Origin of the sequence: Rhodopirellula halodulae (assembly GCF_020966775.1) — a bacterium.
Taxonomy (GTDB): domain Bacteria; phylum Planctomycetota; class Planctomycetia; order Pirellulales; family Pirellulaceae; genus Rhodopirellula; species Rhodopirellula halodulae.
On record NZ_JAJKFV010000002.1, the window covers coordinates 462,809 to 489,667 of the forward strand.

17 protein-coding genes and 1 tRNA gene are annotated in these 26,859 nt (G+C 57.6%); 11 read left to right on the forward strand and 7 right to left on the reverse strand.

The window, feature by feature from the left end:
- Positions 1–311: 311 nt before the first annotated feature.
- Positions 312–384: transfer RNA gene (locus tag LOC70_RS02630), tRNA-Asn, on the reverse strand.
- A gap of 206 nt (positions 385–590) precedes the next feature.
- Here LOC70_RS02630 and LOC70_RS02635 point away from each other — a divergent pair.
- Positions 591–1,958 (forward strand): hypothetical protein, encoded by a 1,368-nt coding sequence (locus LOC70_RS02635; RefSeq protein WP_230251668.1) that lies wholly within the window; start codon positions 591–593, stop codon positions 1,956–1,958.
- A gap of 659 nt (positions 1,959–2,617) precedes the next feature.
- On the opposite strand, the gene LOC70_RS02640 is transcribed toward LOC70_RS02635, so the two are convergent.
- On the reverse strand, positions 2,618–3,211 hold the full coding sequence (locus LOC70_RS02640; RefSeq protein WP_230251669.1) for a hypothetical protein: 594 nt from the start codon (positions 3,209–3,211) through the stop codon (positions 2,618–2,620).
- 691 nt (positions 3,212–3,902) lie between these two features.
- Complete coding sequence (locus LOC70_RS02645; protein WP_230251670.1) at positions 3,903–4,241, reverse strand: histidine triad nucleotide-binding protein; 339 nt, start codon at positions 4,239–4,241, stop codon at positions 3,903–3,905.
- A 121-nt stretch (positions 4,242–4,362) separates the two neighbouring features.
- Between LOC70_RS02645 and radC the strand changes: the two genes are divergently transcribed.
- Positions 4,363–5,307, forward strand: a complete 945-nt coding sequence (gene radC, locus LOC70_RS02650) for a RadC family protein (RefSeq protein ID WP_230251671.1) — start codon at positions 4,363–4,365, stop codon at positions 5,305–5,307.
- Positions 5,308–6,100: 793 nt separating this feature from the next.
- Here radC and glmM read toward each other — a convergent pair.
- Positions 6,101–7,447, reverse strand: a complete 1,347-nt coding sequence (gene glmM, locus LOC70_RS02655; RefSeq protein ID WP_230251672.1) for a phosphoglucosamine mutase — start codon at positions 7,445–7,447, stop codon at positions 6,101–6,103.
- Positions 7,448–8,135: 688 nt separating this feature from the next.
- Here glmM and LOC70_RS02660 point away from each other — a divergent pair.
- The 3 genes from LOC70_RS02660 to LOC70_RS02670 are packed head-to-tail and all read left to right on the forward strand — an operon-like array spanning position 8,136 to position 11,588.
- Entirely contained in the window at positions 8,136–9,830 is a 1,695-nt protein-coding gene (locus tag LOC70_RS02660; protein ID WP_230251673.1) for a formylmethanofuran dehydrogenase subunit A, read from the forward strand.
- 31 nt (positions 9,831–9,861) lie between these two features.
- Complete coding sequence (gene fhcD / locus LOC70_RS02665) at positions 9,862–10,833, forward strand: formylmethanofuran--tetrahydromethanopterin N-formyltransferase (RefSeq protein ID WP_230251895.1); 972 nt, start codon at positions 9,862–9,864, stop codon at positions 10,831–10,833.
- Positions 10,830–11,588: a formylmethanofuran dehydrogenase subunit C gene (locus LOC70_RS02670; RefSeq protein WP_230251674.1), complete on the forward strand. Its 759-nt coding sequence runs from the start codon at positions 10,830–10,832 to the stop codon at positions 11,586–11,588. Before fhcD ends, LOC70_RS02670 begins: the two co-directional genes overlap by 4 nt.
- 994 nt (positions 11,589–12,582) lie before the next feature.
- Here the strand turns inward: LOC70_RS02670 and LOC70_RS02675 are convergent.
- The gene (locus LOC70_RS02675) at positions 12,583–12,999 is read right to left on the reverse strand and encodes a hypothetical protein (RefSeq protein ID WP_230251675.1); all 417 of its coding nucleotides are present in this window, start codon (positions 12,997–12,999) and stop codon (positions 12,583–12,585) included.
- A gap of 253 nt (positions 13,000–13,252) precedes the next feature.
- Here LOC70_RS02675 and LOC70_RS02680 point away from each other — a divergent pair, with 253 nt between their 5' ends.
- The 6 genes from LOC70_RS02680 to LOC70_RS02705 all read left to right on the forward strand — a co-directional run bounded on the left by LOC70_RS02680 (position 13,253) and on the right by LOC70_RS02705 (position 21,477).
- Positions 13,253–15,874, forward strand: coding sequence for a ComEC/Rec2 family competence protein (locus tag LOC70_RS02680; protein WP_230251676.1), 2,622 nt, complete (start codon positions 13,253–13,255; stop codon positions 15,872–15,874).
- Positions 15,875–15,923: 49 nt separating this feature from the next.
- Positions 15,924–16,862, forward strand: a complete 939-nt coding sequence (gene ccsA, locus LOC70_RS02685) for a cytochrome c biogenesis protein CcsA (protein ID WP_315857194.1) — start codon at positions 15,924–15,926, stop codon at positions 16,860–16,862.
- Complete coding sequence (gene hemA / locus LOC70_RS02690) at positions 16,859–18,139, forward strand: glutamyl-tRNA reductase (protein ID WP_230251678.1); 1,281 nt, start codon at positions 16,859–16,861, stop codon at positions 18,137–18,139. The genes ccsA and hemA overlap by 4 nt, the downstream gene beginning before the upstream one ends.
- 176 nt (positions 18,140–18,315) lie before the next feature.
- The gene (locus tag LOC70_RS02695) at positions 18,316–19,038 is read left to right on the forward strand and encodes a 3-keto-disaccharide hydrolase (RefSeq protein WP_230251679.1); all 723 of its coding nucleotides are present in this window, start codon (positions 18,316–18,318) and stop codon (positions 19,036–19,038) included.
- Positions 19,039–19,092: 54 nt separating this feature from the next.
- Positions 19,093–19,761, forward strand: a complete 669-nt coding sequence (locus LOC70_RS02700; protein ID WP_230251680.1) for a sigma-70 family RNA polymerase sigma factor — start codon at positions 19,093–19,095, stop codon at positions 19,759–19,761.
- Between the two features lie 6 nt (positions 19,762–19,767).
- Positions 19,768–21,477, forward strand: a complete 1,710-nt coding sequence (locus LOC70_RS02705) for a serine/threonine-protein kinase (protein ID WP_230251681.1) — start codon at positions 19,768–19,770, stop codon at positions 21,475–21,477.
- On the opposite strand, the gene LOC70_RS02710 is transcribed toward LOC70_RS02705, so the two are convergent.
- Both LOC70_RS02710 and metH read right to left on the reverse strand, forming a co-directional pair.
- A complete protein-coding gene (locus LOC70_RS02710) occupies positions 21,438–22,775 on the reverse strand; it encodes an ArnT family glycosyltransferase (RefSeq protein WP_230251896.1) in 1,338 nt (445 codons plus the stop codon). The two genes, LOC70_RS02705 and LOC70_RS02710, sit on opposite strands and share 40 nt — an antisense overlap.
- A gap of 139 nt (positions 22,776–22,914) precedes the next feature.
- Positions 22,915–26,619, reverse strand: a complete 3,705-nt coding sequence (gene metH, locus LOC70_RS02715) for a methionine synthase (RefSeq protein WP_230251682.1) — start codon at positions 26,617–26,619, stop codon at positions 22,915–22,917.
- Between the last annotated feature and the right edge of the window lie 240 nt (positions 26,620–26,859).

Consider the following 26,859-nt stretch of genomic DNA (forward strand, 5'->3'; position numbering starts at 1 on the left):
AGAGGTTATAAGGGCGACTCTTCGCGGAGTCCGTTGGGCAGCATCAAAGAGAGATCAGGCGTTAACCCTGGTGGCTCAGTGAAACAGAGAGAATGAGATCTCACACCGGTATTTGCAGGGGTTCCGGCGTAATCTTGGGTTTCCCGCCCGCCCGAGAGAAGTTCGATCGCGGACGCGCGAGAACTTGAGAGCGAGGACGATTATCGCGTCGTGCCGCGAAAATCGGGGCCAAAACGAACAACGCCCACCGGCCATTTCTCGGCTCTGCGGGCGTTAACTATACGGTTGAAGTTCCGTAGTTTTTCAAAAAGCTCCCCCGACAGGACTCGAACCTGTGACAAGGCGGTTAACAGCCGCCTGCTCTACCAACTGAGCTACAGGGGATTGCGAGCCGGTTTCGACTCGTGTGGGGCGAATGTTAGCTACTGCTCGGCGGCGATTCAAGGCGGGTTTTCTCTGGATTTTCATTCCTTGAGGATTCGTTTTGACGACGCTTGCGGATTCGGAACCGGAAAACTGCTAACGTGGACATGTGTACGCCTGCTTGCGGGCTGACGTGTACGCTCGGCTTCTCTCGAACTGAATTCGCCATGCGACCTGACGTTCCCTCCCCTCGGCGTGATTTGGCCCATCGCAGCGATTCGGTTCCAACGAATCATTCGCCCGCGATGCAGTCACCGGCTTCCGGTGCATGCAGGGCCGCCGAACGAGTTGAATTGGCGACTCTGACTGACTTGGCGACCCGGCGTTGGAATCGTCTGCACCAGTTGTTGCCCGAAGTGGCCGAGCGTTGGACGCCGGAGACCGTGGGCGAATTTTGGCGGGGCATGGGTTTCGGCAACGAACCTGTGTTGGCTCCGGTCAGCAGCCGATTGGGCAATCGTCCGGTTCGACATCGGGCGATGGCCCGGCAATTGGCGGCGTCCATGATGGATGCTCGGCAGCGACGACAATCGGTGGCCACCGTGGTGAAGTCGGCTGCCGACCCTTGGGTGACTCATGCGGCGAGCACGTTCGATGTGCCGCTGGTTCGGATAAATCCGGATGACACGTCGTTGGAGCGGTTGCTTCCACCGAACGACCGAATGCGGCTTTGCATGGAACGAGACGAATGGATCGTCGCGTTGGCCGACCGAATGGATGTGTTGCACCTGCGCCGAGGTGGCAAGATTGAACGGGCCGTGCTGAAGCGATTGGAGGTGGACCCGTTCGGTGTGCGAGTGGCGATGGAGGATGCGAAAGCAGCCAAACGATTGTTGGCCGCCGGTGCGTTGGGACGTTTTCTGCCTCGGTCAACGGAGGACCTTGAACGCGAGCGAGAGCAGGCTGGCAAGCGTGAGAGTGGGTTGGAGGCTAACTCGTTGAATTGGAACGACGAGGAATGGTTGGTGCATTGCACTCGGCGTTGCGATGGGCCTTGGCCGGGACAGTCGTGGTCGCAATACCGCGATGAGATGTTGCTGGGTTCGGATGAGGCGGCTTCGCGTGAGCCGTTGGATACGCTGCGACGGATTGTGAGGATGCGTCGTCTGATCTCGGGAGCGACAACGTCGAAACAGACGCACCGCGTGGTTTGCTTTTCGGCGGTGCCGTTGCCGGAGTTGCTGCGTCGGCGAACGTTTCGATCGCATGTGTCTCGTTGGGATTACGAGCCGTATGGAATCGCGATCCGGCGGCGTGCTGCGATCGATTGCGGATTGAAGCCGGTGGTTTACGGAAGGGCTTTTGAAAGAGATGCGATGGCCGAAGAAGATCGGTTTTTGTTTCAGTCCGCCGGCCGAGATGGCGAATGGCAATCTGAAAAGGAGTGGCGCGGGCTGGGTGATTTGGATCTTGCGTCAGTCGATCCGGCAGACGTGCGAGTGTTTGTGCGGAGTGAGCGCGAGGCGGCAAAGATCGCTGCCGTGAATGGGTGCGATTGGCAGGTGATTTTTGTGAGCGGGATGCTGCGGCAGTAGCTGGGATTGAGAGTTGAAGGTTCCGTTGGTGAGCGAGGTGCCTTGGAGGCGGAGTCCGTTTTGAGTAGGAACATTCGGCGGCGGGGTGGCGTTGGTTGTGGAACAGTTGGGGACAACTGTTCTACTCTGAGGTCCGAATTCTTAGCGAATTCGGCTACGGGCTTTTGCGACCATGGTCCGGATGCTTGACGAATCCGGCTACGGGGTTTGGCGATGTAGGGAGATGAGCTCGAGAGACTACTTAGCCGATGTGCGTTAGCACCGGTTGTCGGGGACTGGCGAGTCTGTCGGCCAAACCGAGAGGAGTGAGCTACGACATGGGTGCTGCGTGTCGCTCGGGAGCGTCGTGTCGGTCAATCATGTCGCGAAGGTTTGGTAGGCACCGGCCAACCGCGGCTAAGGCCGTTCGGCTACGGGGCGGTTTGGCAATGTAGGAATGAGAGCTCGAGAGACTACTTAGCCGATGTGCGTTAGCACCGGTTGTCGGGGACTGGCGAGTCTGTCGGCCAAACCGAGAGGAGCGAGCTACGACATGGGTGCTGCGTGTCGCTCGGGAGCGTTGTGTCGGTCAATCATGTCGCGAAGGTTTGGTAGGCACCGGCCAACCGCGGCTAAGGCCGTTCGGCTACGGGGTTGGGCAGGCTTGGTGCGGCGACGCGTTAGTAGGCCAGGGTTGGCTGGGGGCCTTTAAGCGACCTGGTTTGGTAGATCTGGCGAGCGGGTGCCGAACGTCGGTTCTTAACTGTGCGAGCGGCGACGGTGTTGGTTTGGCCGTGAACGTTTTGACTGATGATGGATTCGCCTTCGTGCAAGATCACACCGTCGGTCGAATGCCCCATCGTTGCACCGGAGCAGGAGTCACATCCGCCGCAAGAATCGCATCCGCCCAAGTCGGCTGGCGGAAACAGTGGCCGTCCACCCGCACAGCTGTCACATCCGGTGCTGCAACCATCGTCGCATTTGTATCCCCAGATGCTCTTGATGCCCGTGAAGACGGCTCGACACTTCCCGCAGGATTGGCCGTTGAAGTTGCCGCACGAATCACACGGGTCGTAGCAATCGGCGGGTTCGTTGATCCAGGGGTCGATGTACAGTTCGCCGCAACCGTCGCAGGCTCCGCATCCGTCCCCGCAACCTCCATCGCATCCGACGCCAGGACCGCATGGTCGACAGGCATTCCACATGGGGCCTACACAACCAGTGGTCGCAAACAAACAGACCAGGGTCAACACGACAGCACAGGAGGTTTTCATCGGGACAATCCGTGTCTCGAACAGGTGGGGGACCAAAAATGAGGCAATCAAAGGACTTGAATGATTTGCCTGGTTTCGTCATCGACATCTCAGCCGGAAAACTCCACCTAATTTGACATGGGTTCGAGAAATGAGTTGCGGGCTGGAGTCAGTGGGCGGCGATTTGTGTGGACGCGGGGTGGTGTTCGGGAGCGTCAGGTCGCTCGGTGGTGCGGTGGAGGTTTGGTAAGTACCGGCCAACCGCGGCTAAGGCCGATCGGCTACTTGGGCGGAGCCCGTTTTGAGTGGGAGCGTTCAGAGGCGGGGTGGGGTTGGTTGCGGAACAGTTGGGGACAACTGTTCTACTTTGGGGGCCGAATTCTTGACGAATTTGGCTACGGGCTTTGCGACCATGGTCCGGATTCTTGACGAATCCAGCTACGGGGCGGTTTGGCGTTGTAGGGATGAGAGCTCGAGAGATTACTTAGCCGATGTGCGTTAGCACCGGTTGTCGGGGACCGATGAGTCTGTCGGCCAAACCGAGAGGAGCGAGCTACGACATGGGTGCTGCGTGTCGCTCGGGAGCGTCGTGTCGGGCGGTGGTGCGTTGAAGGTTCCGTAAGCATCGGCCAACCGCGGCTAACGCCGGTCGGCTATTCGGAGCATAGGTAAGTCGCTTGCTGATGGGGACGTGCAGAGAGCAGCAGCGAGATCAGCCTGGTGGCCAGGTCATTTTGCGGCCGCCCAGGAGGTGAAAGTGGACGTGGGGGACTTCTTGGCCGCCATCGGATCCGGTGTTGACGACGAGCCGGTATCCGTCGCTGAGCCCCTCCGCCGCGGCGACTTTCGAGGCCACCACGACGCAGTGCCCCATGACATGTTCGTCCTCGTCCGTCAGATCCGCGAGCGAGACGATCTCGCGTTTGGGAATTACCAAAATGTGCGTGGGGGCTTTCGGTGCGATGTCACGAAAGGCCAGGCACAGGTCGTCTTCGTGGACGATGTCCGCGGGAATTTCTTTGGCAATGATTTTGGAAAAGATCGAGGGCATGATACTTCGCCGGATGAGTTTCCCTGGGCATCATTTTGCGGCCCAGGAACGAAAGAAAGGTTGGCTTAGGGTATCTTCGCAGTGTTTGGATTTCTAGCACGACCGCAAGCGAGCACCACCGATGAGCCAAGCCAGACGACAACGTTTGCAAGCCTTGTTGTATCCCTTGGCGTATCACTCGCGATTCTGTCAAAGCGAATTGGCGGATCTGGTCGAGGAGACTCAGCCAGCGTTTGTGACTCGAACGATCAACGCGGTGGTGCGAGCGGGTGTGTTGGAAAAGGTCCAGGACGAAGACGATCTTCACTACATGTGGACCTCCACCCAGCCGATCGAACAGATCGACCGTTGGATCCAAGATCACATTCATGGTGATCAAGTGAAGGAACGGCCGGAAGAAGAACGACCGCGTGAACGGTTGCTGCGTGAGGGGGCCGCGTCGCTTTCCAATGCGGACCTGTTGGCGATCTTGATCCGCGTGGGTGTGGTGGGTGAGTCAGCAACGACGGGCGGAACCAAACTGGCCAATCATTTTGATGCGGAGTTGGACGCGCTGCGCGAACAGGGTGTCGCTGAGTTGAGGCACATCACGAAAGCGGTGACGAAGGCGAGCTATTGCCAAATCATGGCGGGCATCGAACTGGGACGTCGCGCGACCGAGGCGGCTCGCGAGCGTCCGGTTCCAATCGTAAAGATCACCAGCACGACGGAAGCGGTCGAGTATTGCGCGCAGAAGTTTGCGTACTTGGCGGGAGATGCGGTTCAAGAAGAGTTCCACATTGTGACGCTGGATACAAAGCACAAACCAATTCGCACGCACCGGATCACAGTGGGGACGCTGGACAGTTCGTTGGTGCATCCGCGGGAGGTGTTTCGACCGGCGATTCGTGATGCGGCCGCAGCGATGTTGCTGGTGCACAATCATCCGTCAGGGGATCCAACGCCGAGCCGCGAGGATCACGCAGTAACGAAACGTTTGACGGAAGCGGGCAAGTTGATCGGGATCACGGTGTTGGATCACATCGTGGTGGCGAAGGAACGGTGTTTGAGTTTGCGCGAGTGTTGATGAGAGCCAGTGGCTGAAACCAGTGTCGAACGTTTGTCCCCAAACGTTTCGTGAGTGGATGTGGCGTTGGTGAGCGAGGTGTCTCGGAGGTAGAGCCCGTTTTGGGTTGGGATGTTCGGCGGCGGGGCGATGTTGGTTCCGGAACAGTTGGGGACAACTGTTCTACTCTGGGGTCTGAATTCTTGACGAATTCAGCTACGGGCTATTACGAACATCGATCGAATTCTTGACGAATTCGGCTACGGAGTGGCAGGGCGTTTTGGTGATGTAGGAATATGAGCTCGAGAGATTACGTAGCCGATGTGCGTTAGCACCGGTTGTCCGGGACTGCATTGGATCGATGTTGTCGTTGGCGAGTTTGTAGGCCGTACCGAGCGAAGCGAGCTACGGCGCAGGTTCGCTTGGGGTGTCGCTCGGGAGCGTCGTGTCGGTCGATCATGCCGGGAAGGTTTTGTTTGAACCGGCCAACCGCGGCTAAGGCCGATCGGCTACTCGGAGGAACGAGCAAGCGTTGGATGGATTGAGAGTGGAACGTTTGTCCCCAAACGTTTCGTGAGTGGATGTGGCGTTGGTGAGCGAGGTGTCTCAGAGGCAAAACCCGTTTTGGGTTGGGACGTTCGGCGGCGGAGCGATGTTGGTTCCGGAACAGTTGGGGACAACGGTTCTACTCTGGGACTGAATTCTTGACGAATTCAGCTACGGGCTATTACGAACATCGATCGAATTCTTGACGAATTCGACTACGGGGTGAGGCGCTGTCTTGCGGGACGTGCGGGAGTGCCTTGCTGGTGGGTTATTGCGGCAGGAGCTTGGCGGCTTGGGTGCAGAGATCGGCGGCTTCTTGTTCGGTGGGGGCTTCGGCGATCAGACGCACAATTGGTTCGGTGTTGCTGCCGCGGACGAGCAACCATCGATCGGACCACTGCAGACGCAGCCCGTCTCCGGTTGCGGCTTCGGCATCCGAGAATTGCGACTGAAGTTTTTCAAACACCTTGGGCAATTGATCGGCCGAGACACCCGCCTTGCTCTTGTGAATGCTGAGTTGAGGAAGCTCATCGGCCAGTGCGCTGAGTGGTTGGTCGGTTCGTGCGAGCAGGGCCAATGTTTGTGCCATGCCGACGAAACTGTCGCGAACATAGCCGACCTTGGGATCGATCGGTCCGCCGTTTCCCTCGCCCCCGTAAGCCGCCTCTTTGGCGATCATCAAATCGCACACGTTGGCTTCCCCGACCGCGCTTCGGAACGTTTCAACGCCATGTTGTTTGGCCACCAATGTGCTCATGGAACTGGTGGCTCCGTTGATCACGATCGGTCCCGACGTGCGCCCCGTTTCCATCGCTTGCCGAACGCACAACGCCAACGTGCATTCCTCGCCAATGTAACGACCGGTTTCATCAATCAGTGCTAGTCGATCCGCGTCGGGATCTTGGCAGAATCCGACCACACAGTTTCGGCCAGTAACATCCGCAGAGATCCCTTGCAGGTTTTCGGCTGTTGGCTCCGGAGTGTGTGCGAACTTGCCGGTTGGTTCGGCCCCCATGGCTTCGACGGTGCAACCGAGTGATTCCAACAAACGCACGCCGAGCAGCCCACCCGCGCCATGGTTGCTGTCGAGCAACACGCGAAACTGTTTGGCTCGGATGGCTTCCACCTCCACGGTTGCCAAGACCTTTTGCAGGTGGGCTTCGTGGGGATCGTTGACGCGTTGGACGGAAGCGACTTGATCATACGTTGACCAACGATTGGTGCCCGCAAAATAGGCCTCGCGGATTTTGGCACCTGACTTGGCGTCGAGCACTCGTCCATCGGAACCAAACAGTTTGATGCCGTTGTATTCGGGTGGATTGTGCGACGCGGAGATCGCGATTGCTCCGGCGGCACCAAGGTCTCGAACGAGAACACCAATGGTCGGCGTTGCGGCGACATCCGCGTCGAGAACTTCTCGGCCAGAAGCGGTCAATGCAGCAACGATGGCGCTGCGCAGCATGGGCCCGGTGGTTCGACCATCACGTCCGACGATGATCTTGCCTTCTGGCATGGAAGCGGAGAAAGCGGCGGCGAATCGCAGGGCGACTTCGGGGGTCAGTGTTTCGCCGATGATGCCGCGGAGACCGCTGACGCTGATGATCAATTCACTCATGAGGATGGTCGGAGTTGAGGCTTTTTGAGGGGACGAAGTTAGGCGTGAAGTGTTTCGTTGGGTTGCGAAAGGTGGTCACTGGCTGATGCCACATGCTGGCAGGGGCGTTGTGGTCGGGCAGCGATGTGTGCTCGTGAGTTCACGTATCCATTGTGCATGAGCATCGGTTGTTGCGGCCGTTTGGTGGTGCGTCGTTTGCTTGCGGCGTAGTTTGTAGGCCGTACAGAGCGAGGCGAGCTACGGCATGGGTGCTGGTTGTTGCTCGGGAGCATCGGGTCGGTCGGTGGTGCGGTGAAGGTTCGGTAGGCACCGGCCAACCGCGGCTAACGCCGATCGGCTACTGGGTGGAACGAGTGAGTTGCGGAATGGTGGAGAGTCGAACGTTTGTCTCAAACGTTCCGTTGGTCGATGTGGCGTGGGTGGGTTTGGAACGGGGTGAGCCGGTTTTGAATTGGAGTGTTGGTTTGCGGAGTGGCGTTGGCTTCGGAACAGTGGGGGACAACTGTTCTACGATGGGGGCGGAAACTGAATCGGGTGTGGGTTGGAAAGCCTGAATTGCGATGATGGGCCGCATCGTACCAGCAAGGTCGGAATTGGCGTATATTCACTCGAGAAACTTTCACGACGAGCTCGCCGTGATGTGAGATTTCGCTGCTTTTTTCTTTCCAACTCTTCTTCTCCGTTTGCCATGCTGACTGTTCTGCGAGGAAGCCGACTGATCGACCCGTCGGTTCCGGGAACCAAGTCGAGCGGCGAGATCGCGGATCTGTGGTGGAAAGACGGCCGGATCGTCGAGGCACCTGAACCGGGCGTCGTCGCGGATGAAACCATCGACGGCAGTGGTTGTCTAACGATGGCGGGTGGGATCGATTTGCACACCCATATCGGCGGCGGCAAAGTCACGCTGGCCCGAATGTTGTTGGGCGATCAAATGCCGCCGTGGCGTGAAGCCAGACGATTCGACGGCGACGACCCTGCGTCTTGCGAATTTTTGCCATCGGCCTCGGTCACCGCGTCTCGTTATTTGGACATGGGCTACACGACCTGTTTTGAGCCCGCGGTGATCCCGTGCAACGCTCGGTCGGCTCATGCGGAAATGGCGGACGTTCGAGGATTGGACACCGGCGGTTACTGCTTGCTCGGCAACGACGATGTGCTGCTGAGTCTGATCGCAAGTGGCGAACCGCAAGAAGTCATCAACGCTTACGTGGCATGGATGGTTCAGGCGACTCGTTGCATTGCGGTGAAGGTGGTGAACCCAGGCGGCATTAATGCGTTCAAGTTCAACGAACGTGAAATGGATGTCGACACACAGCATCCCAAGTACGGCGTGACACCGGGACAGATCATTCGCACGCTTTGCCGAGCCGTGTCGGAGATCGGATTGCGTCATCCACTGCATGTCCACTGCAGCAACTTGGGAGTCCCAGGCAACATTGAATCGACGTTGGCCACCATCCAAGCCGCCAATGGATATCCGATTCATTTGACACACGCACAATTCCACAGCTACGGCACCGAAGGCCCTTACAAGTTTTCTTCCGCTGCGGCGAAGCTTGCCGATGCTTTGCGTGCCAATCCGAATGCGACGTTGGATGTCGGTCAAATTCAATTTGGTCGAACCGTCACGATCAGTGCGGATGCCATGCATCAGTTCGAAAACCGCAACCATGCCAAGCCTCGCAAGTCGGTGATTTTGGACATCGAGTGCGAAGCCGGCTGCGGCGTCGTGCCGTTCCGATACGCACGTCGCGAGTTTGTTCACAGTTTGCAGTGGGCGATCGGGTTGGAGTTGTTCTTGATGGTGGACGATCCCTCGCGAGTTTTCCTCACGACGGATCATCCCAACGGCGGACCGTTCACGGCCTATCCTCACCTGATCGCTTTGCTGACCAACAAGTCACTTCGCGAAACGGCACTTTCGGAGATTCATTCCGATGCGTCCGCAGCCAGTTCATTGGGTGGCATCGATCGAGAGTATTCATTGCATGACATTGCCGTGATGACGCGAACGGCGCCGGCGTCGATCCTGGGTTTGTCCGATCGAGGAAGCTTGCAACCGGGCTGCATTGCCGATGTGGTGGTTTACGAAGAGAGCGACAACGTCGAAGCCATGTTCCAAACGCCTCGCGATGTTTTCAAACAAGGCCGGCGAATTCGCTCGCGAGGCAAAGTGATCGACTCGAGCCAACCGATGCCGCGAGACCAAACGTTGGCGGCGCGGGTCGAAGTCGACTCGCGGTACGTTTCCAAGTTCCGCGACCTGCACGCTCGGACAGGCACTTACGCGATGGATCGTTTGCAGATTTCCAAAGGTGAGATGGATGATGTGATCGGAAGTGAGCTAGTGGAAATGGTCAAAGGAGGCGGCCAGCATGTCTGAATTGAATGCCACCTCTGATTCGGATGCTGTGATGCAACTGCACGGTGTGACCATCGAAGACACGTTTGCCGAAGCGTTTGATATGAAGGCAACGCGGTTAATTTTGACCGCGGATGATCGTCGATGGTGCGACGAATCTGCCGCGGCAATGTGCGGGTTTGGAACCAGTGTGATCGCGTGTGGGATCGAAACCGCGGTCGAACAAACGTTGTCGCCAGAGCAGACTCCGGATGGTCGTCCGGGCGTAGCGATTTTGGCGTTTGCGGTTTCAGGTAAAGAACTGGAGAAACAAATCCCGCGTCGCGCAGGCCAGTGTGTTTTGACTTGCCCAACGACCGCGCTGTATGCGGGAATTCCGGGCGGCCGCGACGTGCATCCCAAACGGGTGCCCATCGGAAAGTCACTGCGTTACTTTGGCGATGGGCACCAAATCAGCAAACAGGTGCAGCAATTGGATCCCGATGGCAAAACGCGGCCCGTTCGGTACTGGCGAATTCCAGTGATGGACGGTGAGTTTGTGTGCCAACATGACGTGGGGCGGGTGGATGCCATCGGTGGTGGCAACTTCATTTTGGTCGGGCGATCGATGAACTCCGTCACGGTGGCTTGCCGTGCGGCGATCGACGCGATGAGAGAGTTGCCTGGCATCATCACGCCATTCCCCGGCGGCGCGACACGCAGCGGTTCGAAGGTGGGATCGAAGTACGCGGCACTGTTCGCGTCGACCAACGATGCGTTTTGCCCAACATTGCGTGAGGTGGCCTCGTCTGAGCTGCCCGCCGAAGCCAATGCAGCGATCGAAATTGTGATCGATGGAATGTCGTTTAGCGAGATCGCGGAGTCGATGCGAGTCGGCATCACAGCGGCTTGCGAAGCGGCAGCTTCCGAAGGATTGCTTCGCGTGACCGCGGGGAACTACGGCGGCAAACTGGGCCGACATCATTTCAAGCTGAAGGACCTCTTCTCCGGTGAAAGCCTTGGTCAACCGGAGGGTTCGCCATGAGTCAAATTCATTTGCGGTTGCGATCCGAGTTGTCGGCCAAGGTGGATGCTGCCTCCATTCGTTTAGATGAATGGGCTTCGAAGTCGGCGAAGGAAATTGAGCGTGTGTCGCTACCAAGTTCAACGGGTTCGGTGACGGTGGGCGATTGTTTCAGCGTCTCGGTTCAATCGGGATCGGAGATGCCACGGTTGGTGCTGGAGGGCTGTCTGAAGTCGGTGACCGGGATCGGCTTTCAACACAAGGTTGGCGAGATCGTTTGCGAGTCCAATGTTGGTGATTACGCGGGGAGTTGTTTGTTAGGTGGCCGAATGATCGTTCGCGGTGACGCGGGAGATCACCTGGGTGGGCCGATTGGGTCGCGTGGCGTTGGGATGAATGGCGGGCAACTGATCGTTGAAGGCTCGGCGGGAGACGATGCTGGGCATCGAATGCGTCGTGGCGAAATCTGGATCGGCGGCGATGTGGGCGATCAGCTGGCAGGATGGATGGTCGCTGGGACGATCGGTGTGAAGGGCGATGCCGGCGAGCAGATCGCGTACGGGATGCGTCGGGGAACGCTGATCTTTGGGTCGCGGGTGGCACTGGATGAGCGTCGATTCTCGAAACCGATTCCGTTTCGGTCGGCGTATCTAGGATTGTTGGAACGCGGTGCGGCGACGAATTGGCTCCATGCGGATTTGCTGGACCGGTTGGAGGTTTGCCGTGGGGATCGGAATATCGATGGACGCGGCGAGGTTTGGATGCCGCGCGGGTGATGGATCGAGAGTTGAACGTTTGTCCAAAACGTTGTGGTGTTTGTCTGCAGTATTGTTGTTGGCTCCGGAACAGTTGGGGACAACGGTTCTACTCTGAGTCCGAATTCTTGGCGAATTCGGCTACGGGGTGGCAGGGCGTTTTGGCGATGCAGGGATGTGCACTCGAGAGACCTCTTAGCCGTTGTGCGTTAGCACCGGTTGTCAGAGCCGCATTACGTCGACGTTGTCATCGGCGAGTTTGTAGGCCGTACCGAGCGGAGCGAGCTACGGCACAGGTTCGCTTGGGGTGTCGCTGTGGAGCGTCGGGTCGGTCAGTGGTGCGATGAAGGCTCGGTAGGCACCGGCCAACCGCGGCTAACGCCGATCGGCTACTCGGTGGAATGAGCGAGTTGCTGGATGGATTGTGAGTTGAACGTTTGTCCCAAACGTTTTGGTGTTTGTCTGCGGTTTTGTTGTTGGCTCCGGAACAGTTGAGGACAACTGTTCTACTCTGGGGCCCGAATTCTTGACGAATTCGGCTACGGGGTGGCAGGGCGTTTTGGCGATGCAGGGATGTGCACTCGAGAGACCTCTTAGCCGTTGTGCGTTAGCACCGGTTGTCCGGGACTGCATTGGATCGATGTTGTCGTTGGCGAGTTTGTAGGCCGTACCGAGCGAAGCGAGCTACGGCGGGGCGTGCGCGGGTGTTGCTCAGGAGCGTCGGGTCGGTCAGTGGTGCGATGAAGGATCGGTAGGCACCGGCCAACCGCGGCTAAGGCCGATCGGCTACTTGGTGGAATGAGCGAGTTGCTGGATGGATTGTGAGTTGAACGTTTGCCCCCAAACGTTGTGGCGTTTGCTTGCTCGGGTGACGTTTATTCCGTAACAGTTGGGGACAACGGTTCTACACTGGTTCCGAATTTGGCTACGAGGTGACAGGCGTGTGCATACGAAAACAGGGGACTCCTTGGATGGAGTCCCCTGTGTCGTTTGATTTGGATTTCGTGGAAGCCGATCAGACTTCGGCGAGCTCGTCGGCTTCTTCGTCGCTCCAGCTTTCTTCGCTTTCAGGTGCATCGACCAATCCCAACTCTTCGAATTGGTCGTCGCTTAGTTGGACGTAGTTGAGTGAGCGGAGCACTTCGAGGACTTCGCTGCAGGTTGGGAACATGCGACCCGAGTCACGTTTGTAATCGTCCATGGCCTTCATGAACTCGACTTCTTGTTCGCTGTAGTCTCGCTCGCAGGTGGTGGGGTCGATATGACGACGACGTTGTTTCTTGCGGCGAGGTTGATCCATCATGCCCGCATCGCTAGCGGTGGCATCACCTGCACGTCGTTCGCTTCGACGTCGGTCGATGGTCACGACCTCATCACCGGCTTTCTTCGTTGCGGCGGATGCTTTGGACGATGTCTTGGCGGTCGTTGGCATGGATATCCTCGTGCGATAAGAACCAGTACGAAAAGTCATCAGAGACGAAAGACTCTGTCTCTCATGAAAATCTTGAAGCGTGTGACCGAGAGTTCTTGGCCGTACAATGAGTAGCACGCGGGTGAGGCTCGGGTTGAGCGTTCCGTGAAGTTTGCCGATCAGCGAGACTCTTCCGGCCGAAAACATGCCGGATGTGCGGATTATGCCGGCAATTGTCGTGGGCTCGCAACTTTTTCAAGGATTTGACTTCAGAATGCGGCAAGGCAGGCTCACGACTCGGCACTTGGCGGAATTCCCCAGCCGCCAACCGCTGACCATCGTGGCCATGGTCGCTTTGGTGGGTCTCGCCCTCGACCATCAACTCGCCCAAAGCATCTCGGTATGGATGGTCGCCACCGCAGTCACAACACTGGCGTGGTTGCTCATGTGTTGGCGAACGTCGAAAAACGAGTCGCCAAGACATCAGCTGCTGCGGACCGCGTGTTGGTTGGGCATCGTGTGTTTTGTATTTGCCGCTCGACATGCGTCGGACGAGGCTCGGTACCGCGGGGCGACGATTGACGATGTTCTGACAACGGCGGAAGAGCCAACGGTCATGGTGGCGATCGTGGACGAACCGGTTCGGTTGCAACGCGATGCACTGGAGAACGCCATCGCGCGCGTCGGGGTCAATGCAAATTCAGATACAAGCGGCAATCTGCCACCCTTTCAAACACGGTTGATTGTTCGTACAGAAAGTCTGCGTCGAGGGACTGAACAGGTCCCATTCACCGGACGCGTGATGGTCATGGTGGACGGCGAACGCGAAGACTTGTTACCGGGAGATCGTGTCAAGCTCTATGGACGGATTCAGGCGATTCCGCCGCCGACCAATCCTGGCGAACGCGATCCCAGAGTGGCCGCTCGTCGTCAAAACGTTCACGCCAGGATGCGAGTGGATTCGGCTGGCCAAGTCGAACGAATTGGGGCGGAGGGCGGCGCGTCTTCGTTCTCACTGGTGACACGGTTGGAACGTTGGATGGCGGAACGTGCTGCTTCGGCGCGGCAGACAATATTGCACCAGGTTGATTCCTCCCAAAGAGGCTTGGCATTGGCGTTGACCCTGGGCCAGCGCGACGGTTTGGACCGGACCACCAATGAACGCTTGCTGGTCACCGGCACGGCTCACCTCTTGTCAGTCAGTGGTCTGCATCTGGGAATTGTGGTGTTGCTCGCGGCGGCGGTGGCCGGGTTGCTGCGATTGCCCACCGGAGCGTCTGTGACACTGATCGTGGTTGTGATGTTGTTCTACGTTACAATCACGGGCGCGCGACCGCCGGTGACTCGCGCGGCAATCTTGCTGTCCACGGTGATCTTGGCTCGGTTGCTGGCTCGCCCTCATCATCCTCTCAACTCCCTTTCGTTGGCCGCGATTTTGTTGATGTGGTGGATGCCTTCTGAGATCTTCGGCATTGGCGTCCAGTTGTCGTTCTTAGCGGTGGCCACGTTGTTGATGTGCGGCCAACCCTTCGCGAAGGCTTTGACACCGGCGGCGGAAACCATTCGTGTGGAAGAACGTTTTGATGAGTTGGCCCGAGACTCGCATGCCCGTTGGCGACGCGTGCTGTTGGTCACCGGTGCCTACGTCGGACGGGTGCTGTGGTACAGCGGAGCGGTCACGATCATGGCCTTGCCGTTGGTCTGGTCTCAGTTCCACGTGGTGTCGCCTGTCAGCGTGATCATCAACGTGTTGCTATCACCCTTGATGGCGTTGGCTCTTTCGGCAGGAGTCGCCACGGTTCTGGCGGGATGGTGGTTGCCATCGCTCGCATGGTTGCCCGGCCAACTCTGCGGCCAATTGTTGTCCATCATGCAAGAGATGATTGACACGGCAGCATGGATACCAGGTGGGCACGTTTGGTTGCCGTCACCTCCCACGGCTTGGGTACTGGCTTTCTATGTTGGGCTGCTGATCTGGACGGCTATCCGACCATCGTTGTCATTACGAATGATCCCGCGGCGAATCACGGAGACCGGTTTACTGATCGGATGGATCGGGGTCGCCTACGCCTTGGCAACCAATCCGGCGGCGCTGCCCAGTGGAACGCTGGAGGCGACCTTCGTTGACGTCGGACATGGAACCGCGACCATTCTGCGGCCCAATCAGGACGAAACATGGTTGTACGACTGCGGCTGGATGGGAAATGCCAATGCGACCAGCCGAGGCATCGAAGACGCGTTGTGGGAGCTGGGCGTGACACATGTCGACGGCATCTTTCTGTCGCACGCGGACGCGGATCATTTCAATGCACTACCTGGGTTGGCCAATCGATTTTCGATTGGGTGCGTGGTGGTGCCACCGGAATTCTTGAATGGCGAGGGATACGCTCTCGAACAAGTCCGCCAAACGATTCGTCGGCACAAAATCTCCGTTCACACCGTTTGTCGCGGGCAGCGGCTGAGTCATCCCGACCCAAGCTGGTTGGACCAGATCGAGGTGCTGCATCCGCCTGAGAAGCGAGTCGATGGCAATGACAACGCGAATTCGATGGTGCTGAAGATCCGGACTCCCGACCGCGACCTATTGCTGCCGGGTGATTTGGAACCACCGGGGACGGCGGTGCTGACCAACACGCCACGTCCGCGACCAGGCGGCGTGATGATGGCACCGCACCACGGCAGTCTAAGAATGGACGCCGAGGCGGTTCTGCGGTGGGCTCGACCATTAGAAACCGTTGTCAGCGGCGGTCGACGAGCGGCCCAACCCGAAGTCACCGAAATGCTTTCGGCGGCGGGAGGCGGCGTCCATGTGACCTCCCTCGAAGGAGCCATCCGCGTTCGCATGAGCATCGACGGAGACCTTCAAATCCAGGCTTTCTCGACCCAGCCGTGGTAAGCGAACCGCTGCAGGCTGACAATTTTTCTCGTCGGTGTACGATACAGCCATCATGGACATTTTGCGTCAAATTTCGGTCACTTGCTTCTCGACCAGCTATCTCGTGGTGCTGGTATTAGAAGCACTGCGTTTCCTCGGTCGGGTTCCCGGTCGGGGTTTGGCGGTGATCGTGATGATGTGTCTGGGGATTTTCACCCATGTGACCTATCTGATGCTGCGGGCCGCCGCGATCAGTAGCGAAGACAACATCGGACGATTGGCGACTTGGACCGATTGGTCCCTGATGGTGGCGTTGGGATTGGCCATCGCTTTTTTCGCTTTCTATCTGCGTCGTCCAGACACCGTGATTGGGCTGTTCTTCTTGCCGGCCATCTTGGCGATGATCGCGCTGTCGCAAATGGTCAGCCATATGCCGGCGTTCGAACGCAGCGAAGCCGTGGAGGTTTGGCGAGGCGTGCACGGTGCCTCGATGATGCTGGGTTCCGCCGCGGTGTTGGTTGGTTTTTTGGCGGGGATCATGTACTTGGTCCAGTCGCGAAGATTGAAACGCAAGCAGGCCGGTTCGGCATTGCGACTGCCCACCCTGGAAACACTTCAAAATCTCAACCGAAATTGTTTGGTGATCAGCACCGCAGCGGTTGGGCTGGGATTGGTTTCCGGTGTGGTCATGAACTGGAATCGTTTGGGCGTGATTCCATGGACCGATGGTGGCATTGTTCTGTCCGGCGTGCTGTTCCTATGGTTGGCATCAGCCACCCTGATTGAATACTTCTACGCACCCGCCAGCCGTGGTCGGAAGGTGGCTTACCTGACGCTCGCCAGTTTCGGTTTCTTGGTGCTGGCGATGACCGGAGTGTTGTCGACCTCCCATGGAGCCGACCGGTCCGAGGCTTCTGAACCCGTGGTTGAGACAGAACTCGGCAAGCCCGCGACAAACAGCGATTCCAATGATGCCGGTGAATTGATGACGCCGCGAGGCGAATCATGACGCTGAAGATGATTGGATGCAGCCACCACGATGCTGCGGTCGAAATTCGCGAACAGCTCTCATTCACTGATGGTGAGGTGAGTCGTTCGTTTGATTTGTTCGGCCAACGTTTCGCGGGAGCGGAGTTGGTTGTGCTGAGCACCTGCAACCGGGTCGAACTGTATGCGGCGGGCGGAGAATCACCTGCCGTGCAGCCGGACGATTTGATTGACCTCGTCGCCGATTGTTTGAACCAATCGCGAGACTTCGTTGCGAATCACATGATTTTGCGCGAAGGCCGCGAGGCGGTGGAGCATCTGTTCTTGGTTGCCGCTAGCTTGGACAGCATGATCGTGGGTGAGGCGCAGATTCTGTCTCAGGTCAAACAGTCTTATGACTTGGCGAACGATGCCGATCGCACCGGACCGATCACGCACAGCGTGTTTCAGGCTGCGAACCGAACAGCCAAAAGAGTGCAAACAGAAACGACCATTCATCGTCGACGGCTCAGCGTGCCCAGCGTCGCCATTGGCGAAGTGGTTCCGGAAGTCTTCAACCGACTGCAAGGCAAACGAGTGGTCTTGTGCGGTGCCGGCGAAATGGCCGAGGAAACACTGCGATACCTGAAGAACGGCGGCGCCGACAACCTTTGTGTGGTGAACCGAAGTCAGGAACGTGGCCAAGCCTTGGCGGCTGAGTTCGGTGCCGAATCGGACGCCATCGAAAGCTTGCCGGAACAAATCGTCCAAGCGGATCTGCTGATCGGCACGACGTCGGCGGAGGAGCCTTTGGTGGACGCCGCAACGTTTGCAAAGCTGAATGCCAAACGCGAGGGCCGCATCATGCTAGTCCTCGACCTGGCCGTGCCCCGCGATTTCGATCCGGTCATTGGGGAAGAGCCCGGCGTCTATCTGTATCAAATCGACGATCTGCAAGCCGCTTGCAATCGCAACCGTCGCGAACGCGAAAAGCAGTGGCCCAAAGCGAAGAAGATCATCGACGAAGAGGTGGATGGTTTCTTTCAGTCACTGCAGCAACGGGCAACCGGGCCGGTCATTCGTCGACTTCGCGAGCGTGCGGACAAAGTCAAAACCGAAGAGCTTCAAAGGTTGTTCGGAAAACTAAATGGCTCCACCGATGCCGCGATGCAGAAAGAGATCGAAAAATCATTTGACCGTCTGACCAACAAGCTGCTGCACCCGCCGATGGCTTCCCTGCGAGACGACGCCGCGGATGGGCACTCGCGAGGCTTGTTGGAAGCGCTCCGTCACCTGTTCAATCTGGGCGAAGACGCCTGACGATCGATCCCGGATCGAATGGGTAATTGTCGGTTCGGCTTCCGGCGGAAACGGACCTACCAGAGAAGTCGTGGAAGTTCGGTCGCATTTCTGCACGGCCACAACATCCATAGATTCCTCCGGTTAAACTGCCGTTTTGCCCGCCCCTCGCATCCCTCCCAGAGTTCACCGAAACCATGAATCGCATCCTTTGCCTGCTGACACTCGTCGTATCCTGCACCGCCGCTTCCGCTCGAGCCGATGAGGGCAAAACGAAGTTGGCCAAAACCATTCAAGGCGCAAAAACCGTCACCTTGTTCGATGGCAAAACACTCGACGGTTGGCGTGGACGCGAAGATTTGTGGTCGGTCGACCAAGGTGCGATCTTCGGCCAAACCACCGACGAAGATCCGATCCAGCAGAACACGTTTCTGATTCTCGATCGCCCGGTCACCGGCAGCTTCGAGTTGACGTTGCAGTTCAAGATGATTGGCGGCAACTCAGGCATTCAGTACCGCAGTAAAGTGGTCGACGAAGAGAAGTTTGTGGTCAGTGGTTACCAAGCCGACATCGACGCAACCAATCGCTTCGCGGGCATTCTGTACGAAGAAAAAGGCCGCGGCATTCTGGCGACGCGAGGTCAACAAACGACCATTTGGGCGACTGGTGAGAAAACTACGGAAGAATTTGCATCGGCCGACGAATTGGCCAATAGCATCCACCTGGGCGAGTGGAACGACTATCGGATTCTCGTTCGAGATAATCAACTGGAACACTTCATCAACGAGACGCTGATGGTTCGTCTGGTCGATCAAGAACCCGGTAAAAAGGCCGACTCGGGCATCATCGCGTTGCAACTGCATCGTGGTCCCGCCATGAAAGTTTGGTTCAAGAACATCCAAATTCGCGAATGGAAATGACGCCGAGCGGGTCGGCCCATTTCCGAGACGCTACCATGGGGTTGGAGTGTAAACATGACCAAATCCCTATGGCCTACGGGCGAAAACACCGACGTGCTGATCGAAGCCGCACGCAAAGGTGACGCCGACGCCGTCAATCAACTGCTCGACCGACATCGCGGCCCCATCCGACGATTGGTGGAGGTCCGTCTGGATCGTAAAGTCCAACGTCGAGTGGACGTCAGCGATGTCGTGCAAGATGTTTTGACCGAAGCCAGCGGTCGCTTGCAGAAGTACCTGGACGATCCCGTCATGGCGTTCCATCTGTGGTTGCGCCAGATCGCTTGGGATCACATCATCGACACGTATCGTCGTCACCGTGTCAGCGCGAAACGCAACATGGATCGCGAGCAGCCCATCGCGGGAGGCGGCGGAGCGGTCGATGAATCGTCTGTCGATCTGGCTATCCAGCTTTGCGATCCAGCGATGACACCGGCCGCCATTGCGACGCAGCGCGAGATCGCATCGCAGGTCGAAGCCGCCATCCAAAAGTTGGACGAGGGCGACCGCGAAGTGATTTTGATGCGTCACTACGAACACTTGTCCAATTTGGAAATTGCCGAGGTATTGAATCTGAATCCTCCCGCGGCCAGCATGCGTTATCTCCGCGCGGTTCGTCGTTTGAAACAGGTGCTGGAGGATGAACAAAATGATTTCCACCCCGTCGATGACGATCAGGATTGATGCCGAATGGCCTCTGAGTCACAGTCCTCCGGCGCCGGTCCGGCCGGAGCTGATCGATCGTCTGGTTCGGAACACGATCAGTACTTGGCGGATGTGCTGGCCGATTTGACCGACCGCATTTGTCGTGGCCAGGCGGTTGATTTCGAGGCGACTTGCGAGGAACACCCGACACTGGCAGGTGAACTGCGAAAGCTTTGGGGTGCGGTGCTGGTGACGGACACCGCCGGGGTTGCTCATGACGAGATCCCGGCATCGCCTGAGAAAAACGCGGCGGCCGAATCCGATTCTTCGACTCATTGGCGGACGTTGCGTTTGCCAACGACGATGGGCGACTTTGATTTGCTCGAAGAAGTCGGACGCGGTGGCATGGGCGTCGTCTTCCGCGCTCGCCAGAGATCTTTGGACCGAGTCGTTGCGATCAAGATGATCTTGCGAGGCCGATTGGCCAGCGATGCGGATCTGCAGCGGTTTCTGGCGGAAGCTTCCGCGACCGCCTCTCTCGAACATCCCAGCATCGTTCCGGTCTATGAAGTCGGCGACATCGAAGGTCGGCCGTTCTTCAGCATGAAGTACATCGAGGGACAAACCCTTGCTCAGAAAGTCGCTTCCGGACCGATGGCACCGCGGGAAGCCGCCAAACTGGTCGCGGAGATCGCTCGTGCGGTAGCCGTGGCCCACGACGCTGGGATTTTGCATCGCGATATCAAACCCAGCAACATCCTGATCGCCAACGACGGCCGTCCGATGATCACGGACTTTGGTTTGGCCAAACAAGTCGGGGCGAAGTTGGATCTGACGCGAACGGGCATGTTGGTGGGAACGCCGGCTTACATGTCACCCGAACAAGCCGGGGGTCGACGCGGCGACGTTGGCCCGGCGAGCGATGTCTACTCGCTGGGTTGTGTTCTGTACTTTGCATTGACCGGACGAGCTCCGTTTGTGGCCGAGACGCCAATGAAGTTGGTGATGTTGGTCACGGAGCAGGATCCCACACCGCCGCGTGCGTTGCGTCCCAGCCTGGACCGTGATTTGGAAATGATCACGATCCGTTGCTTGCAAAAACCAGCCGACCTTCGCTACCCGACGGCGAATGCTTTGGCGCAAGACATCGAAGCCTACTTGGCCGATGAACGTGTGTCAGCTCGCAGCGGTCATTTCAACCAAGTACTCGCTCGCGTTTTTCGCGAAACGCACCATGCGGCGGTGTTGGAAAAGTGGGGACTGCTTTGGATGTGGCACTCGTTGGTTCTGTTGGTTGCCAGCGTGATGACTTGGCAAATGGCACTGGCTGGAATCCAAGAGCGATGGATCTACGTCGCGGTGTGGGTCATCGGCTTGGGAGCTTGGGCAGCGGTATTTTGGAAAATGCGACAACGCATGGGCCCCGTCACGTTCATCGAACGCCAAGTCGCCCATGTTTGGGGATCCAGTTTGATCGGGACCGCCATGCTATTCCCTTTGGAATGGTGGTTGGGACTCGAGCCGCTGAGTTTGGCACCGATGTTGGGTGTGATCAGTGGCACTATGTTCTTGATCAAAGCCGGCATGCTCAGCGGTGCGTTCTATGTGCAAGCGATCCTGTTGTTGATCACTTCGGTCGCGATGGCAGTGTATCCATCAGCAGCCCACCTGATTTTTGGCGTCGTCGCCGCCGGTTGTTTCTTCGTTCCGGGATATCAGTACGAACGCAGGCGACGACAGTTGGAAGTCGCTTGAGCTGCCACGCAGGCTGCGGCGATGGCAAGCAACGGGATGGCGGGTGATCGCATCCGAGCGTTGCTCCAATAGACACTGTGCACGCCGGTGAGAGCGATCACCAAAGCAATCGCCGGCCACGCGTTGGCCTGAAGCCATTTCCGCCAGTGCTTTCCCACACCGATCAAGGCCAGCAACAACATCGCGGTCTGATAAAACCCAACGGTGTACACCACCTTCGCGGACCGATCCGACGTTCTCGCGGGGAACGGATGCCACAGTCGAGCCGCCCGAACCAAGCTCGACCATACGAACAGAGCCGGACGACCAGCGATCGTCTCCTTCGCCATTTCATATGCCACACGGTCGTCGGACACTTCATCGTCGCCGCGTTGGCGAGCTTCATAGGTGGCAAAGAATTCGGACGGATCCCATGGCTTTCGATTCCACGGCATCACGTTCGAATCGGTTTCCAAGTAGTCGTAAAACGAATCGTTGTTCGCAAGCAACAACGTGTAACCACCATGCGTGGTCGCCCAAACCGGATGGCCCAATTCGTTCCAATTGCGAAGCGTCCACATTCCAACCGCTGCGACGACGATCAGTGCCGCCACTCCGACACGAACCGTACGACGAATCACACATGTCGGTCCAACCAGCAACATCGCTGGCAGCAGCATGACCGCCCAAACCAAAAACGTGGGTCGGCAAAGAATGGTCGCGGACAACAAACAACCGAACACCACCGCATCCATCATCGGTCGACCGGCCGACACATCGCACGCATTGGCGGGCGTCCCATCGTCAAAGCACTGATCGATCGGTTTGGGATTCAGTCGCGCCACCCACCACCACCAAACCATCACTGCTAGCGCGGTCGCCAGGGTTTCCGTCATGATTAGGGTCGATTGCCATAGCAACATTGGATCGACCGCAACCAACCCCGCCGCGAACCAAGCGACTCGACCGGACCACCATCGCCGAGCGATGTCCCAAGTCATCGCGGTCGTGAGTGTACCGAGTAGCACATGCAAACATGCCACGGCCCCTAAAGAGAGCATCCCTTCGGGTGTCACCAGCCACGACAACAGCCAAGGATAAAGCGGCGGGCGAAACGCGGTGGGCGTTGCTTCGCCACTCTCGCCCATCAATCCATATGTCCCGGTTTTAGCCAGCGATTCCGCGATCACCCGATAGGCATCCGGATCCGCTTGCAACGAGTCAAACCGCAACCAAACCACGACACCACGAATCACAATCGCCGAGACGATCACGACCAGCAGTTGCATCCAAAGTCGCCGGTGCGGTGATCGCGTCATGAAGTTGGTGGGTTTGAATTTGGATGAATGCAAAGCCGATTCGAAGCTAAGCCCCGCTCAGCAACCGCAACCGAACAGGTGTTCGCGTTCGGTTGCCAGCATTTGTTCCCTGCGTTGGCGGACTTACGCGTGCATTTGGTCAGCTTGGGTCGTAAGCCAAGTTCGGTGAGAGCCAACGTTCGACTTCCGAAACCGGCCAACCCTTCCGCTGAGCGTAAGATTCGATCTGATCCTTCGTCATGCGATCCACGGTGAAGTACTTGGCATCGGGGTGTGAGAAGTACAAACCGCTCACACTGGCACCCGGCGACATAGCGAAGCTTTCGGTCAGCTCGATGCCGGTGTTCTTCTCGACCTCCAACAAGTCAAACAACGTTCGCTTTTCGGTGTGGTCGGGGCACGCTGGATAACCGGCCGCCGGACGAATGCCGCGGTACTTCTCAGCAATCAGATCTTCGTTGGACAGGTCCTCTTCTTTGCCGTATTGCCACTGCTGGCGGACTTGTTGGTGCAGATATTCCGCGAATGCTTCGGCACATCGATCCGCAACGGCCGAAACGATGATGGAGCTTTCGTCATCGAGATCTTTCTTGAACTGCATCGACAAGGCTTCGGCACCCAAACCCGCCGTCACCGCGAATCCGCCCAAGTAGTCCTTGCGTCCACTATCAACCGGAGCGATGTAGTCGGCCAACGAACGGAAGTCTTTCTGGCCGCGACGTTCCCATTGTTGACGCAAACAATGGAATCGCGTGCGTTCTTCCGTTCGGGATTCGTCGGTGTAAACGATGATGTCATCGCCGTCGGTCGCTGCGGGCCAAAAACCGTAGACGCCCTTGGCCGTGATCAGCTTTTCGGCGATCACGCGGTCGAGCATCTTGTTGGCCTTCTCATAAACCTCTTTCGCGATCGAGCCAACCGTTTCGTCCTGGAAGATCTTTGGGTACTTGCCTTTCAATTCCCAAGTCATGAAGTAAGGCGACCAATCGATGTAGTCCCGCAGTGTTTCCAATGGGAAATCCTCCAGCACTCGCGTGCCCGTGAACTCTGGCTCATCGATCCGAACCGAGTCCCAATCGGTTGCAAAGCGTTTCTGCATCGCTTCTTCGTAGGACACCAACGTTTGCTTTCGTTCGCGGAAACTTTGAACGAGTTTTTCTTGCTCGACGACGTTGGCTTCCAAGAACGATTCTCGCGAATCTTTGCTGAGCAATTTTTCGACGACGCCAACACTGCGACTGGCGTCCAGCACGTGCAGAACGGGCCCGTCGTACGCCGGTGCGATTCGCACCGCCGTGTGCTTGGCGCTGGTAGTGGCTCCACCGACCAACAAAGGCATCTTCATCCCGCTGCGTTTCATTTCGCGAGCTACGTGAACCATCTCATCGAGGCTGGGTGTGATCAAACCCGACAAGCCAATCATGTCAGCGTTGTGTTTGACTGCTTCTTCCAAAATGACTTCGCTGCTGACCATCACACCGAGGTCGATCACCTCGTAGTTGTTGCACTGCAGCACCACGCCCACGATGTTTTTGCCAATGTCATGGACATCGCCCTTGACCGTGGCGATCAAGAACTTCCCGCGAGCCTTCTCGTCTTGCGTTCCCGCCTCGACCTTTTCCTGTTCCATGAACGGTTCAAGGTAGGCAACGGCTTTCTTCATCACACGAGCCGACTTCACGACCTGCGGCAAAAACATTTTGCCTTGCCCGAACAAGTCACCAACGACGCTCATGCCGGCCATGAGCGGACCTTCGATGACTTGCAAACACTTGTCGTAGTGCTGGCGTGCTTCTTCGGTGTCCTCGACGATGAACTTGTCGATGCCTTTGATGAGCGCGTGTTTCATCCGGTCTTCGATGGACAATTCACGCCATGCCAGATCCTCGCCGGATTTCTTCTTGCCTGACCCTTTGACGGTTTCAGCGAATTCCAACATGCGATCGGTCGCGTCTTCACGACGATTCCAAAGCACGTCTTCGACGTATTCCAGCAAGTCCTTTGGGATCTCCTCGTAGACTTCCAGTTGTCCCGCGTTGACGATGCCCATGTCCAACCCGGCTTTCACCGCACGGTACAAGAACGCGCTGTGGATGGCTTCGCGAACGACGTCGTTGCCACGGAAGCTGAAGCTGATGTTGCTGACACCACCGCTGGTTTTCGCACCGGGGCATTCCTTCTTGATCCGCTCCACCGCGTTGACGAAGTCGACGGCGTAGTTGTTGTGCTCTTCCATCCCCGTCGCGACGGTCAGGATATTGGGATCAAAGATGATGTCTTCCGGTGGGAAGTTGATCTTGTTGACCAGCAAGTCATAGGCACGTTTACAGATCCGAACCTTGTTGTCCTCGTCGGCTGCCTGGCCCTCTTCATCAAAGGCCATCACCACTGTCGCGGCACCGTACTGGCGAACCAGTTTGGCTCGACGCAGGAATTCTTCCTCCCCGTCTTTCAGCGAGATCGAGTTGACGATTGCTTTGCCTTGCACGTTTTGCAAACCGGCTTCGATGACTTCCCAGCGACTGCTGTCGATCATCACCGGAACAGCAGCCACCACCGAGTCGCCCGCAATCAAACGCAGGAATCTCGTCATGGCTTCGACACCATCAAGCAAAGCATCATCGAAGTTCACGTCGATGATGGTCGCACCGTTTTCAACTTGTTCTCGCGCCACCTCGACGGCTTCGTCGTATTCTTCGTTGCGAATCAAACGAGCGAATTTGCGGCTACCGGTGACGTTGGTGCGTTCCCCCACCATCGTGAATGGGATCTCGGGACGCATCACCATCGGCAACTGACCGGACAGTCGAGTCCACACGGGACCGCCGGTGTCTTCTTGTTTGGGTTTGCACTTGTTGACCCGTTCGGTCATCGCGCGGATGTGATCCGGTGTCGTGCCGCAACAGCCGCCCAGGATGTTGATCCAACCGTTGTCGGCGTACTCGCCCACGATCTCGGCCATCGGTTTTGGATCGAGGTCGAACGCACCCATTTCGTTGGGCAGACCCGCGTTGGGGTGACACGAAATCGGCAGCCCAGTGGCTTTGCTCATCTCTTCCACGTGCGGACGCATGATGTCCGGACCGAGGGCACAGTTCATCCCGACCGACAGCAACGGGAAGTGTGACAATGCGGTGACGAACGCTTCCACACTTTGTCCACTGACGAAGGTGCGGCCACCTTTGTCGAACGTGCCGGACACCATCACCGGAACTCGCCGTCCGCCTTCATCAAAGTAACGCTGAATCGCGAACAAGCAGGACTTCAAGTTCAGCGTGTCGATCGCGGTTTCCGGCAGCAAGATGTCGACGCCGGCTTCGCACAGTGATTTGACTTGGGCGTAATAGCTGTCGGCCAGCTTGTCGAACGTGGTGGCTCGAAAGGCGGCGTCTTCCACATCGGTGCTGATCGCCAACTGCATCGTCGTCGGTCCGATCGAACCCGCGACAAAGCGCGGCTTGTCCGGTGTCTTTTCCGACCACTGATCAGCGGCTTTGCGAGCGCAGGCGACGGCGGCAACGTTGATCTCGTTGACCAGTTCAAGCGGCAGATCAAATTCGACCATCCCGATGGGCGACGCGCCAAACGAGTTGGTTTCGACGATGTCGGCGCCAGCCTCGAAGTACTGCGAGTGAATCCCGGTAATCTTGTCGGGATGCGTCAGACAAAGGATGTCCGAAAAGTTCTTGAGGTCTTTGTGGTGGTCGGCAAAACGATCCCCCCGCACGTCCGCTTCTTCCAATTTCAGACGTTGGATCATGGTCCCCATCGCACCGTCGAGCATCAAAATGCGTTCGCGGATGAGTTCAGCGAGGACTTGATCGGTGGAGGAGGCTTGTAACATCGACAACCCAAAGGGAGAGACGGGGAATTCTTCAAAAGGCTCCGCAAAAGACGATCTTTTCCGGCATCTTTGAACCGATATCTTCGTCGCATGCCAACAAACGGGCAACCCGAACGGCGGAAACCACCGCTTTTTTCGGGAGCGATCGCACCTTAAAACCGAAGCGTTCGTGCACGGCGATAACGAGCACGGTTTCGTCGGGCTTGCGAGTTCATCGCGGGCACGGAGGGTGCTTTCTCT

Excerpts from the sequence above, each read along its gene's own strand:
- glmM (WP_230251672.1), bottom strand. The coding sequence starts at position 7,447 with ATGAGTGAATTGATCATCAGCGTCAGCGGTCTCCGCGGCATCATCGGC.
- LOC70_RS02705 (WP_230251681.1), top strand. The coding sequence starts at position 19,768 with ATGGCCTCTGAGTCACAGTCCTCCGGCGCCGGTCCGGCCGGAGCTGAT.
- LOC70_RS02640 (WP_230251669.1), bottom strand. The coding sequence starts at position 3,211 with ATGAAAACCTCCTGTGCTGTCGTGTTGACCCTGGTCTGTTTGTTTGCG.
- LOC70_RS02645 (WP_230251670.1), bottom strand. The coding sequence starts at position 4,241 with ATGCCCTCGATCTTTTCCAAAATCATTGCCAAAGAAATTCCCGCGGAC.
- LOC70_RS02635 (WP_230251668.1), top strand. The coding sequence starts at position 591 with ATGCGACCTGACGTTCCCTCCCCTCGGCGTGATTTGGCCCATCGCAGC.
- fhcD (WP_230251895.1), top strand. The coding sequence starts at position 9,862 with ATGCAACTGCACGGTGTGACCATCGAAGACACGTTTGCCGAAGCGTTT.
- hemA (WP_230251678.1), top strand. The coding sequence starts at position 16,859 with ATGACGCTGAAGATGATTGGATGCAGCCACCACGATGCTGCGGTCGAA.
- LOC70_RS02660 (WP_230251673.1), top strand. The coding sequence starts at position 8,136 with ATGCTGACTGTTCTGCGAGGAAGCCGACTGATCGACCCGTCGGTTCCG.
- LOC70_RS02680 (WP_230251676.1), top strand. The coding sequence starts at position 13,253 with ATGCGGCAAGGCAGGCTCACGACTCGGCACTTGGCGGAATTCCCCAGC.
- LOC70_RS02710 (WP_230251896.1), bottom strand. The coding sequence starts at position 22,775 with ATGACGCGATCACCGCACCGGCGACTTTGGATGCAACTGCTGGTCGTG.
- LOC70_RS02700 (WP_230251680.1), top strand. The coding sequence starts at position 19,093 with ATGACCAAATCCCTATGGCCTACGGGCGAAAACACCGACGTGCTGATC.
- LOC70_RS02695 (WP_230251679.1), top strand. The coding sequence starts at position 18,316 with ATGAATCGCATCCTTTGCCTGCTGACACTCGTCGTATCCTGCACCGCC.
- radC (WP_230251671.1), top strand. The coding sequence starts at position 4,363 with ATGAGCCAAGCCAGACGACAACGTTTGCAAGCCTTGTTGTATCCCTTG.
- LOC70_RS02670 (WP_230251674.1), top strand. The coding sequence starts at position 10,830 with ATGAGTCAAATTCATTTGCGGTTGCGATCCGAGTTGTCGGCCAAGGTG.
- LOC70_RS02675 (WP_230251675.1), bottom strand. The coding sequence starts at position 12,999 with ATGCCAACGACCGCCAAGACATCGTCCAAAGCATCCGCCGCAACGAAG.
- metH (WP_230251682.1), bottom strand. The coding sequence starts at position 26,619 with ATGTTACAAGCCTCCTCCACCGATCAAGTCCTCGCTGAACTCATCCGC.